At 40.3% G+C, this 12,690-nt stretch carries 8 protein-coding genes; 4 read left to right on the top strand and 4 right to left on the bottom strand.

Going from position 1 to position 12,690, the window contains the following annotated elements; all coding sequences use genetic code 11:
• Positions 1-4 precede the first annotated feature (4 nt).
• The 3 genes from WKK05_RS27505 to WKK05_RS27495 form a co-directional block, all read right to left on the bottom strand.
• Positions 5-2,326 carry an ABC transporter ATP-binding protein gene (locus tag WKK05_RS27505; protein WP_341526200.1) on the bottom strand — a complete coding sequence of 774 codons (2,322 nt, stop codon included), beginning with the start codon at positions 2,324-2,326 and terminating at the stop codon, positions 5-7.
• A 255-nt stretch (positions 2,327-2,581) separates the two neighbouring features.
• Entirely contained in the window at positions 2,582-3,745 is a 1,164-nt protein-coding gene (locus tag WKK05_RS27500; protein ID WP_341526199.1) for a glycosyltransferase family 4 protein, read from the bottom strand.
• 16 nt (positions 3,746-3,761) lie between these two features.
• On the bottom strand, positions 3,762-4,604 hold the full coding sequence (locus WKK05_RS27495; RefSeq protein WP_341526198.1) for a putative nucleotide-diphospho-sugar transferase: 843 nt from the start codon (positions 4,602-4,604) through the stop codon (positions 3,762-3,764).
• 426 nt (positions 4,605-5,030) lie between these two features.
• On the opposite strand from WKK05_RS27495, the gene gloB reads away from it, so the two are divergent.
• Together gloB and WKK05_RS27485 are read left to right on the top strand one after the other, a co-directional pair.
• Positions 5,031-5,804 (top strand): hydroxyacylglutathione hydrolase, encoded by a 774-nt coding sequence (gene gloB / locus WKK05_RS27490; protein WP_341526197.1) that lies wholly within the window; start codon positions 5,031-5,033, stop codon positions 5,802-5,804.
• A gap of 273 nt (positions 5,805-6,077) precedes the next feature.
• The gene (locus WKK05_RS27485) at positions 6,078-7,175 is read left to right on the top strand and encodes a DUF2817 domain-containing protein (protein ID WP_341526196.1); all 1,098 of its coding nucleotides are present in this window, start codon (positions 6,078-6,080) and stop codon (positions 7,173-7,175) included.
• Positions 7,176-7,485: 310 nt separating this feature from the next.
• Here the strand turns inward: WKK05_RS27485 and clpB are convergent, their stop codons facing one another.
• Positions 7,486-10,104: an ATP-dependent chaperone ClpB gene (gene clpB, locus WKK05_RS27480; RefSeq protein WP_341526195.1), complete on the bottom strand. Its 2,619-nt coding sequence runs from the start codon at positions 10,102-10,104 to the stop codon at positions 7,486-7,488.
• A 402-nt stretch (positions 10,105-10,506) separates the two neighbouring features.
• Here clpB and WKK05_RS27475 point away from each other — a divergent pair, with 402 nt between their 5' ends.
• Positions 10,507-11,925 carry a DUF2157 domain-containing protein gene (locus WKK05_RS27475; RefSeq protein WP_341526194.1) on the top strand — a complete coding sequence of 473 codons (1,419 nt, stop codon included), beginning with the start codon at positions 10,507-10,509 and terminating at the stop codon, positions 11,923-11,925.
• Positions 11,926-11,944: 19 nt separating this feature from the next.
• Positions 11,945-12,604, top strand: a complete 660-nt coding sequence (locus tag WKK05_RS27470) for a GDYXXLXY domain-containing protein (RefSeq protein ID WP_341526193.1) — start codon at positions 11,945-11,947, stop codon at positions 12,602-12,604.
• The last annotated feature ends 86 nt before the right edge of the window (positions 12,605-12,690 follow it).

Genomic DNA, 12,690 nt, shown 5'->3' with positions numbered 1-12,690 from the left:
AATTTTAACTAAGAATATTATTCTCAAATTTTTCTAAATTATCGAGTAAATATATACCGTATTCGTAATTTTCTTTAATTATTTGATTTTGTTTTGGAATCTCGTGTATTAAATTGTCAGCTAGAGAGCGGAGAGAACTGAGTATGGGATTAAGACAAGTCCGAAACTCAACAGATATATGATTAAATGTTTCATAATTGCTGCTTGCAAAATTCTGATTTTGCTCAGAAATTGACAAGAATTTACCCTTGATTTGCTGATTAACAACATCGTCAAAAACATCGATAGTATTAAGAATCCTCCAGGCAGATTTGTAAGATTCTTCAATTAATTCCTGCCGTTCTTGGGAATTATCGACTAGATCATCAAGTAATAAACGTAGGAACCCAATCATTGAATTTAATTGTGTTCGTATTTCGTGAGAGATACGGAGCAAACTTTGGTTGCGTTTGGTAACAGCTTCTGGGCTATCAGCAAATTTTTTTGAGTATAGACGTATTGCCTTAAGGATTTTTACTTCAGTCGAGTTTTTATTAGGGCGATCGCTAAATTGCATTGAGTACAGGCGTGAGTAGTAACCACCCTTCTGTAATAGTTCTTCATGAGTTCCTATTTCTACGACACGTCCTTGATCTAATACGGCAATTTGATCGGCTTTTTGAACTGTGGAAAGGCGGTGAGCAATTACTAAAGTTGTACGATCACGGCTGAGATTATCGAGTGCAGTTTGTACCAATCGTTCGGAAACAGTATCTAAAGCACTAGTAGCTTCATCTAATATCAGAATGTCTGGATTTTGTAGCAGTGCGCGGGCGATCGCTAATCTTTGTCTTTGCCCTCCAGACAACATCACGCCGCGATCGCCAATTAAGGTATTAAATTCTTGAGGCAATTTGCTAATGAATTCATAGGCATTAGCCTGCTTCGCTGCTGTAATAATTTCATCTTCTGTAGCCTGCGATCGTCCATAGGCAATGTTATTCCTTACAGAATCATTGAAGAGAAACGTATCTTGACTAACAATTCCCATTCGCTTACGCAGGGATATGATATCGAACTCACGCAAATCAATGCCATCAATAGTGATACTGCCTGAGATAGGATCATAAAATCTCGGCAAGAGGTCTGCCAAAGTAGATTTACCCGCACCAGAACCGCCCACTAGTGCTAAGGTAGTGCCACGCGGTAAATATAAATCCACATCTTTTAGCACTAATTTCTCATGACTAGGGTAGGCAAACGAAAGAGAATTAAAATGTATTTCCTTTTGTAACTTGGTGTAAGGAAGCTTACCGTTGCCCATAAACGGCTTATGATCTAAGCTCAAAAACTCGTTTACCGTATCTACACTACTAGCGGTACTAGCAAAATTACTGCGAATAGTATTTAACTGAGAAATTAATGGCAGTAATCGCAGCAGCACTAATAAATATGTCAGCAGAACAGCTGAAAATGAAGCAACTTGGTCAGCAAAGAAAGTTTTACTTAAAAATACTATTAGCAGTAAAGCTGTAATTCCCATAACCTCACTCAAAGGTGCGATCACTTCGGAATTTACTTGAGATTCAAAATCTGCTTTTTCGCGAGCGCGAATTAGTTTTTTAATCCGCTGATATTCTTTTTCTTCATTTCCTGTTGATTTAACCAATCGAATCCCGTTTAGGGTTTCTAATACAGAAATAGAATATGCTTTAGACATTTCACTGAGTTGCTTACCAAAATTTCTCGAACGGGAAATTGCATACTGATTGACTAAAGTCACTAATGAAAGTAAAAGCGTAGCAGCAACTGTTAACTGCCAAGAAATTGACAGTAATAACCCGACAAAAACTAAAATTGTAATCCCCAGTATAACTATCTTGACTGTACTGCCTACAGCACTTGCAGCACGTCCAATTTCTCCACCAAGGCGGTTAATTAAATCACCCACCTTTGTTTTGGCATAATAATCTATATCAATTTCTAGTAATAGTTTTAATCCCGCTTCCCGCATATCTGCTGTCAGCTTCCGCGTTAAAGAGCTTGATGCTAATGAGCTGGCATAAGTAGCTAAATTTTTTAATAAAATTGTTAATATAATTGCTCCAGACATTACCCCTATACGGTAATTGTTTGGAATATTATCAAACGGAGACATAATCGTTTTGAGAATTGGAGGAGCATTGCTTAAATCTACTTCTTGCCCCACAATTTTTAAAACTACTGGCACGATGAGAGCAGTGCTAACTCCATTAAATAAAGCTCCAGAAAATCCTAACAATATCGTCAGTAGAATTAAAGCTGGATAGGGTTTGGCAAATCTTACTAGTAACTTCCTGGTAGACATCGGATATCTTATGAGAATTTATTATTAATATTATTCACTAATTGCTGTATAAATTAACTAACGCTCAGATAAAAAAATAAGAACGATGCCTTGGCTGCATTGCAACATAGATAGTTCCAAAAAGGCATCAGTTTCTCTCACTTTCAAAAAAACAAACTTTTGGTTTACAATAAAGTATAAAACCTTTTTTTATTATTTAATTTTGATTTTTAACATAGTTAATTAATTTCACATACAAATATCCTTTGTGATTATTTATAACCTAGCAATTATCGACTTGAGCGTAGAAGCCATTGCCTCTGTACTATAGTGTTTGATACATCTTTCTCTTGCTTTAATTCCTTTCTGGTTTGCTGACTCTAAATCCTGGAATATAAATTGAATTTGTTCAGCAATTTGTTCAGGGCAAGCAGGCTCAACTAAATAACCAGTATCACCTAAAATTTCTGGAATATCTCCAACACGTGTTGATAATACAGGTTTAGCCATTGCCATGCCGTCTGTCAACTTTAAAGGAAATTGTGCGCGAGTTTCTAGAGTATCTCGCTGAGGAACAACAACGATGTGAGCTGCTGCTATTAAATCAGGGATGACATCGGCTGGGTACTTTGGTAATTTGATAATCCAGCGTCCCCACTGTTGCTGAAGTTGTTCATCATAATCATCATAAGGACTGCCCCCTACAATCACCAGTTTTAAGTCTGGTTGATTAATTTTATCCAGTGCTATGAGAACATCTTCTAAACCTTTATAAGGTCTTGGCGCACCAGGAAACATTAAAATTCGATATTCAGATAAACCATAGCGATTTCTACTAGACTCAGAATCGTATTGAATGGGGTCAAACAAGGAGGTATCTTTGCCGTTGGGAACCAATATACCGCCAAAACGCTGCTGTAAAAATTTAGTATGCACTGTCACGGCGTTAGCCCAACTTACCCAACCTTCCATCCATTTGACGTACAAAGGATGATGAGGATTCCTTAGCGCGCCATTTGCTTTTAATAATTCTCTATATAATTGTTTGGGTGTAGGATGATAATGCCAATCATCGCCACCATACCAGCTAAGTTCCCAATCATCTATATCTAAAATTACTGGTTTTTTACTATATAGCTTCTTTAAGAGTGCTACTCCGAAACTTGTTGTTTGTGGTTTAATTGCATAAATTATATCTCCGTTAATTTTTGGTAAAATTTTGCGAATTTCTCCAAGAAAAGCCGGGAAATCTTTACCAGGAAAATCATATACATTTAAATCTGGTGGCAAATTTCGATATAGATTTTTACCAAATAAAAATCCGATAATTTCCACATCTATTCCTAAGCTTTTTAGAGATGTTCCTATCAAGTATGCACGTAGAATCGCTGCACTTGATAAGTCAGAAACTAACAGTGATACTTTAGAAAAGTTTTTCACTATTTCTTACTTATTTTTATTTGGTTCGCCAAGGATTTGTAACTTGATTCGGTAAAAATACTTTAGCGAATCTGTCAAATATTCTAGTATACAAAGAACGCGTAACATTTTTAGCATATTGAGGCCTGTAAGGATACGTACAATGAAGTACTTTAATTTTCTCTTGGATATTGTAAGCGTCCTGCCACTTACTAAGATAGTTATATGTAGGTGGTAGTATTTTCATTTTTGGGTGTACAGATGCGATCGCTGACGCAAAAGCCCCTTGGTCTTTTAAAAGCAATTTATCTTGATTATTTTTAACAATCTCGAAATTTTGTTGAAATTCGTCAAAAAAATTCTGTGTTATTTCCGTTTTACGAAAAGCGATAAAACCGCCATTATACTGCACACTATCTTCTTGTAGTGGTAGACCCACCGATTGTAGAATTGGCAAAACATTGGGTAAAAGGTCTTGTTGGTTACCTCGCAATAAATTTGTGGCTTTAGAGATAAATGGTTGCACATCTTCTGTTAACAAAAAATCATATTCATCTAAATACTCAAACACATCATTTATATTAGAAAGTAAGCAAATATCTGAATCTAGATAAATCGTTTTCTCAAAATCAGAAGCTGCATATAGAGCTAGTTTTGCTTGCCTTGATGCTAAAACAGTATTTTCATTTGCAGGGGCTGGTTTTAAAGTTACATTTTTGAAAGCCTTGAGTAAAGGATAAAGAAGCTTAGGAACGCTATCTATTAAAATAATGATTGGTTCTTGATGAAATTTCCTGATGGCTGCTAAAAAATGAACGCAATCTTGAAAAGAGTAAAGTCCAGTTAAAATGGTGATAAATCCTCTAGTCTTTTGTACCATAAGTTACAAAGTTTTTTTTTTGAGTTTAATAATAGTTGTAATTACAAGTTATGATATTCGCTTCATCTTATAGAATAAAGTATGTTTTTTAATTACTAAACCTAGCTAATTTTGCTAACAATTGGAATATTCTATTTATAGAAAAAAAGACAGAATATTTGCTATCTTGAGAGGAGTAAATAACAAAATCAATCTAACTTCATATTTAGGGTTATTCCTAGAGGAAATTCACTGAGAAATATGGAGTAAATAAGCTTTTTCACTAGATATTTACCGTATTACTACGGTTGTATAGTATCATGGTAAATGATGCATTACAGATATAATAAACTAAAGTATCTGTGCAGTTAGCCTTGTAACTTGCTGAGGCTGTGAGGATTGTTAATCGATACTAAAGATTTATTTTTTTTTGAGGGAGGCAGAGAGATGCAGATAATCCGTCTTGAAGCACTATCGGACAATTACATATTCTTACTGCACGACCATAAACAAAATATTGCCGCAGTTGTTGATCCAGCAGAGGCTAAACCAGTATTAAAAAAACTGTCAGAACTCAAGGCTGAGTTAGTAGCAATTTTCAATACACACCATCATAACGATCATGTAGGTGGCAATAAGCAGTTAATACAACAATTCCCTGAAGTGACAGTTTATGGGGGAGCTGAAGATCGTGGGAGAATTCCAGGACAGCAGGTGTTTCTGGAACAAGGCGATCGCGTCGAGTTTGCAGACCGCACAGCTGAAATCGTCTTTGTTCCTGGGCATACCCGCGCTCATATCGCTTACTACTTTCCCCCGGAAAGAAGTGGTGAGACAGGTGATTTATTTTGTGGTGATACCCTATTTGCTGGCGGTTGCGGTCGTTTATTTGAAGGGACACCGACGCAAATGGTGGAATCTTTGAGCAAACTGCGATCGCTACCCGATGATACACGGATCTGGTGCGCTCACGAATACACTTTAAAAAATTTGCAATTTGCTCTTACCGTAGACGGCAACAACACCGATTTACAAAGGCGCTTCGATGAAGTAAAGGCGTACCGTAGTCGAGGAGAAGCTACTGTTCCTTCGTTGCTAGGAGTAGAGAAGCTTACCAATCCCTTTTTACGTTGGGAACAACCATCATTACAGTCAGCTGTCAAAAGTAGCGATCCGGTGCAAACCTTTGCTCGTATTCGGGGAATGAAAGACCAATTTTAGTCAAGGGTCAGTGATGAAAGGGAACAGGGGACAGGGGACAGGGAATAAGGGAAACTAAGCCGCCCACAAGGAGCGGGGTTTCTACCTGCCTTGAGAAATAAAGATTTTTCGCTCACAAGGGGTGTTAGCGCCGCGGGACGTACGGGTTCAAACCTTGTTTTGGGTCTGGTTTTCTCTTCTGTCCCCTGTTCCCGCCCCGAAGGAGCTTGTAAAAATGTCTGACACTCTTGTCAGAAAATCAGTAATGTAATGTACTCAACTGAGAAAAGCGTTGTGTCCTACGCCACCGCCTACAGTCCGAATTATGCTACAGCGCGATATCGCTTCCGTACCTCGGCGCAGGCGCTGGGATGTCGCTTGGAAGCATACCCAATTAATCAAACTGGCCCAGATGGCGAAGACCTCACCATTGATGTAGCGATTCTGGGAGACCCTAATCCTCAGCAAGTTGTAGTTGTTTCCAGTGGACTGCATGGCGTGGAAGGATTCTTTGGTTCTGCCGTCCAGTGTGCCTTGCTAGAGGATCGTCTTCTTGGTTGGGGTTCGGTTCAGGGGGCAGCTTTGGTGCTATTACACGCTTTAAACCCCTATGGATTTGCGTGGCGACGGCGGTGGAATGAAAATAACATTGACCTTAATCGCAACTTTCTGCTACCGGATGAAGAGTACACAGGTAGTCCAGAAAAGTACAGTGATTTCAATGCCTTTTTTAACCCGACTTCACCACCATCGAGTTTTGAGCCTTTTCTCGTTAAAGCGATCGCCACCATTCTCCGCTACGGTTTTACTACCTTGAAGAATACCCTACCCGTAGGACAATACGACTTTCCTCAAGGCCTATTCTTTGGTGGAAATAGCCAATCTCAGACTTATCGAATCTTGGCAGCGAATCTCCCTCGGTGGTTAGGGAATGCTACAGACGTTGTACACATTGACTTCCACACTGGATTGGGTAAAAAGGCAACATATAAACTTTTCATTGACAATTTACCAGATTCAGAGACTGTCAAGTGGGCGATTGAGAACTTTGGCTCTGATGTAGTGGAAACTTATCAGCCGGGGGGCAATGCTTACATAATTCGCGGTGGTTTAGGAACTTGGTGTCAAGCAATGTTTCCTCAATGCAAATACAAATTTTTCACAGCAGAGTTTGGCACATACCCTGTTATTGAGGTAGTTGAAGCATTGCGGGCAGAGAACCGCGCTCACTTCTTTTCACCGCCAGATCACCCATCTAGAGAGCGGACACGCCAGCGACTAGTGGAGATATTTGCACCAGCGGATCAAGTTTGGCGTCATACTGTGGTTTCCCAAGGACTGGATTTAGTAGAACAGGCAATTGAAGTCTGTTTTCCAGCCCAAGGACTGTAATTGCGATCGCCTTTTCATTGCCTTTTCATTAGTGATGAGTTCTGATATCACACAAAAACGCGAAAACCTTCTCTGCGCTTCTGTCTTGAAAAGTTATGAGCGGCGGATTCCGCCGCTCATAATTCTCTTTAGGTGGCCTGATCCTAGAATTAACGTGAGTTCGATAGCTCATGTAGTAAGCGCCTAATTAGCTTAATAAATAAACCTCTCCCTGGTTTTACTACCCAAAACTATCCCTCTCCGACTCGGAGAGGGACAGACTTGAACTTTAGTTCAAGGCAGGGAGAGGTTTGTCGAACTCACGTTAGAATTAACTGCTAAACACCTCAACAGGCAAACGGCTAAAAGAAAGACGTTCATTCTGCACATCGACAAAGATGGTATCACCATCATTAAATTCGCCGCGCAAAATGGCTTTCGCAATCTGTGTTTCCAACTCCCGCTGAATTGCCCGCTTCAATGGACGCGCCCCAAATACAGGATCATATCCTACTTCAGCTAAAAAGTCAAGAGCAATATCTGAGAGTCTGAGAGAAATTTTGCGATCGCTAAGTCTTTGCCGCAGTCTCTCAACTTGCAACAGCACAATTTGCCGTAATTCCTTCTTATCCAAAGCATGGAAGATGATAATTTCGTCAATCCGGTTCAGGAATTCTGGACGGAAGCTATTTCGCATCGCTTCCATTACCCGACGGCGCATTTCGTCGTATTGTGCGTTATCCCCAGCTATATCGAGAATGTACTGAGAACCGATGTTGCTGGTCATGATGATAATAGCGTTCTTAAAGTCCACCTTATGACCTTGGGCATCAGTGACGCGACCATCATCAAGAATTTGCAAGAAGATGTTGAATACATCCGGGTGTGCTTTCTCAATTTCGTCGAAGAGAATTACCGAGTAAGGACGACGCCGAATCGCTTCCGTTAGTTGTCCGCCTTCTTCGTAACCTACATATCCGGGAGGCGCACCAATTAAACGAGAAACAGCGTGTTTTTCCATATACTCCGACATATCAATCCGCACCAACGCGTCTTCGGTGTCGAACATATACGCCGCAAGTGCTTTCGCTAATTCGGTTTTACCGACACCCGTAGGGCCAAGGAAAACAAAGCTAGCAATGGGACGATTAGGATCAGCTAATCCAGCACGCGATCGCTGAATTGCATCCGCTACAGCTGTGACTGCTTCTTCTTGTCCAATTACCCGACGGTGTAGTTCATCTTCTAAGTGCAGCAGTTTCTCTTTCTCTGATTCCACTAACTTGCTAATCGGAATCCCTGTCCACTTAGAAATAATTTCGGCAATATCACCTTCAGTGACTTCCTCCCGCAACAGTGATTTCCCACTTCTTTGGGCATTTGCCAATTCAGTTTCTGCTGCTTCTAATCGACGATGCAAATCGGTTAATTTGCCGTATTTCAACTCCGCAGCTCGATTGAGGTCGTAGTCGCGTTCTGCTTGCTCAATCTCCAAGTTAACGCGTTCAATCTCTTTTTTAACAGCCTGAATTTTGTCAATGATATCTTTTTCAGACTGCCATTGAGCGTTTAGCGTTCTTTGATCTTCTTGGAGATCAGCAATTTCTTTTTCTATTCTTTCTAGACGTTCGCGAGAAGCTGCATCACTTTCTTTTTGCAGAGACAACCTCTCCATTTGCAATTGCAGAATCTTGCGGTCAATTTCGTCAAGTTCTTCTGGCTTGGAGGTAATCTCCATTTTCAGCCTAGCGGCGGCTTCATCTACCAAGTCGATCGCTTTATCTGGTAAGAAGCGATCGCTAATATATCGATCCGACAATGTAGCGGCTGCAACTAAAGCACTATCAGAAATCTTCACACCGTGATGGTTTTCATAGCGTTCTCTCAACCCACGCAAAATCGAAATAGTATCTTCCACACTGGGCTGATCTACATAAACTTGCTGGAAGCGTCTTTCGAGAGCCGCATCTTTTTCGATATATTTGCGGTATTCATCGAGAGTTGTTGCCCCGATACAGCGCAATTCACCTCGTGCCAACATTGGTTTTAATAAGTTACCAGCGTCCATCGCGCCTTGAGTTGCACCAGCGCCGACAACGGTGTGAATTTCATCAATAAATAAAACAATATTACCGCGAGATTCGGTAACTTCTTTTAATACTGCTTTGAGGCGTTCTTCAAATTCACCCCGGAATTTTGCCCCTGCAATCAAAGCACCCATATCTAGGGCGATTAGTTTGCGGTTTTCGAGGGATTTGGGTACATCACCCTTGATAATTCGCTGCGCTAGACCTTCAGCGATCGCAGTTTTACCAACACCTGGTTCACCAATTAACACTGGGTTATTCTTCGTGCGGCGTGACAAAATTTGGATAGTGCGGCGAATCTCATCATCACGTCCAATCACTGGATCAAGTTGACCTTGACGGGCTGCTTCTGTGAGGTCGCGCCCATATTTTTCCAGTGCTTCGTATTTGCCTTCTGGATTTTGGTCGGTCACTTTCTGGCTCCCACGAATTTGTTTAATAATATTTTTTAGCTTGCTTTCGTCTAAACCAAATTCTTGGAATAAACCTTTGCCAAGGCGGTCATCTTTGGCATAAGCCAGCAATAAGTGTTCAATAGAAATATATTCGTCTTGAAACTCTTTGCGATACCCATCAGCCCGATCTAAAAGTGTATCCAAGCTTCGTCCCAAGTATACAGAACTACTGGTACCTGATACTTTGGGCTGACGTTGCAGAAATTGTTCGGTGCGATCGCGCAGTTTTTGCAGGTTAACGCCCGCTTTAGTTAAAATACTGCTGCTGAGTCCATCTTGTTCTAACAGCGCTTTCAGCAGATGTTCACTTTCTATCTGCTGCTGTCCATATTGTTTAACGAGATCCGGTGTATGGGCGATCGCTTCCCAGGCTTTATCTGTAAATTGATTAGGATTAGTTGGTTGCATAAGCTTTTTGAGAAACCACTCCAGATACAGAGAGAAGGAAACTGATTTGTAAACACAAGTCTGAGGACAGCTTCCAACCCTCCGAACATCGCGGAAATACTTTTTGGGTAAAGCAAGCGTCCGTTGCAGACAGAACAAGAGTGAGTTTTGTTCTTATATCGTTATTGTAAAAAGACTGAGGCCACTAGCTGGATCGGTCTTCACATCTTTATAGAGTAGTAGTATTACCGTTCTTCAAAAAGGACACGCCGATCATCGGAACGAAAGACGAGAAGAAATTGTCTTAATACCTCACTATTACGAAATACGGAACATTAAACCTGAAAATATAATCAGCCTCCTTGAGATGGTAAGTGTAGTTTTTGTGCTACATTCCATTCACTTACAACATTAAATAAAATCATGATATTTGATAATTTTCGTCGCCAATTGCGCCAAGAAGCGCAACTATGGCAAGATGAAGGGCTTATTGATGCCGATTTTTACAAAGTACTGGCACAACGGTATCAATTTAACGAGCTAGAAAATGCTGCTCGCGATCGCTTCGTTTTTATCTTGATCGCAGTGGGTGCAACATTGTTAGGCTTGGGTGTAATCACTTTTGTGGCTGCAAACTGGCAAGCTTTAACGAGAGAAGCCAAGTTAATAATACTCTTAAGTTTATTCCTAATTACTAATATTGCAGGTTTTAGCTTATGGAGAAAACCTGCAAGAGGTAGAAAACGCCGCCAACAGGTTTTTGGCGAAGGTTTGCTAATCTTAAGCGCGTTAACAATAGGCGCAAATATGGGACTGTTGGCGCAGACTTTCCACGTTAGCGGTTCAAGTTATGAACTGTTCTTAGGTTGGGGATTTGCTGTGTTGCTAATGGCGTATAGTTTACGCTTAACTTCCTTGGGTCTTCTTGCCCTAATTTTAGCGATAATCGGTTATTTTTCAGGATATTGGTCTGCTTCCGGAGATGACTTTACATGGGCGCAGCTAGTAATAAAACATATGCCTTTAGTCTTAGGTGTAGTGTTTGTACCTTTAGCTTACTGGTGTCGTTCCGGTTGGATTTTCAGAAGTGCAGCGATCGCATTTGTGATATTCTGGCAAATCCATCTCAACTCGCTGCAAGTTGTAACATATACAGATGCTCCAGCTTGGATTGCGATCGCTGCCTTTGTGCTTCCACCAGCATTATTATGGAGTTACGATGATGTACTGTTTGGGCAAATTACTTCTAGAGTATTTCAGCCTTTTGCACGGACTCTAGCCATAGTATTTTTTAGCATTACTTTTTATTTCCTATCCTTCCATTTTTTGTGGGAAGCTCGATCTGATAGTTATCAAAATATAGTTAGGAATAACTCTTTTGCAACTTGGTTACCCCTCATAGATGTGGTAATTTTTACAGCTTTAGCCTTATGGCAATGGTGGCATTTAATGCGTCCAACACGCCGCGAGAGAATTGATTTCAAAACTATCGCTGTTGGCTGCTTAATTCTTATTACTGCTTTAGTTCTCTTTGTTCATCAAGCAATTACTCCCATTCCAGTCATTCTTATTTTTACTTTTAATGTGCTTTTAGCACTGTTAGGGTTCGGACTAATTCGCGAAGCGCTGGAATTAGGAGAAAGGCGAGTTTTTTGGGGTGGCATAGTATTAATAACACTACAAATTATCAGCCGAATGCTAGAGTACGAGACCGCCTTATTATTCAAATCCTTAGTTTTTGTTTTGTGCGGTGTAGCTGTAATTTTTGCTGGTTTGTGGTTTGAGAAATATTTATCATCTTTACCAGCTTCATCAACTTCTGAAACTCATCGTTCAACGTAATTCGTAATTCTTAGCCTTTATGGAAACTAATCAAGCATTACTTTTGCAAAATGAACCTTTAGAAAAACCGATAAGTCTTTGGCGGTTTGTGGTTCCTCTGCTCATTCAAACACTTTTAATATTAGGAGTACCAGCCCAATCAGTTTACACACTGCTTACAGGTAGAACCGCTATCTTGCAAACTCAACCTGTAGATCCTTATGATTTGCTGCGTGGTTACTCTGTAACGCTGAGTTATGAAATTTCTCGTGTGGACAAATTAAAACAACTTCCTGGTTGGACAGATTTGGTTAAGCAACATCCTGGTAGTAACAAACAATACGAGCCTTTAGCACCAGGAACCAAGTTATACGTAATTTTGGAAGAACAAAAATCTTCTAGTGCTGCTATTCCTCAAGCTTGGAAACCTGTGCGGGTGAGTGGACAGCCTCCGACTTCCCTAGCTGCAAATCAGATATCTTTACAGGGTTGGTACAGTGCCTATAATTTAATTTCTTATGGTTTGGAAACTTACTACATCCCAGAGGATCAACGGAACGATATCAATAAAGATATCTCAGCAGCCCGACCAATCAAGCCAGGAGAGGCGCAACCGATAGTAGTAGAAGTGAAAGTGAATGCACAAGGTAAAGCTGTACCTGTAAGTATGTGGGTACGCGATCGCAAATATCATTTTTAATTTTTCCCATAAGTCAATTTAGTTGGGAAAATAAGGAAGACAAGGAGGAATAATTACTGATTCCTACCTTCTTCCAAATGACCAAT

Source organism: Nostoc sp. UHCC 0302 (assembly GCF_038096175.1).
Lineage (GTDB): Bacteria > Cyanobacteriota > Cyanobacteriia > Cyanobacteriales > Nostocaceae > UHCC-0302.
This window is presented reverse-complemented; position numbering and strand designations above follow the sequence as displayed.

Excerpts from the sequence above, each read along its gene's own strand:
- WKK05_RS27505 (WP_341526200.1), bottom strand. The coding sequence starts at position 2,326 with ATGTCTACCAGGAAGTTACTAGTAAGATTTGCCAAACCCTATCCAGCT.
- WKK05_RS27495 (WP_341526198.1), bottom strand. The coding sequence starts at position 4,604 with ATGGTACAAAAGACTAGAGGATTTATCACCATTTTAACTGGACTTTAC.
- gloB (WP_341526197.1), top strand. The coding sequence starts at position 5,031 with ATGCAGATAATCCGTCTTGAAGCACTATCGGACAATTACATATTCTTA.
- clpB (WP_341526195.1), bottom strand. The coding sequence starts at position 10,104 with ATGCAACCAACTAATCCTAATCAATTTACAGATAAAGCCTGGGAAGCG.
- WKK05_RS27475 (WP_341526194.1), top strand. The coding sequence starts at position 10,507 with ATGATATTTGATAATTTTCGTCGCCAATTGCGCCAAGAAGCGCAACTA.
- WKK05_RS27470 (WP_341526193.1), top strand. The coding sequence starts at position 11,945 with ATGGAAACTAATCAAGCATTACTTTTGCAAAATGAACCTTTAGAAAAA.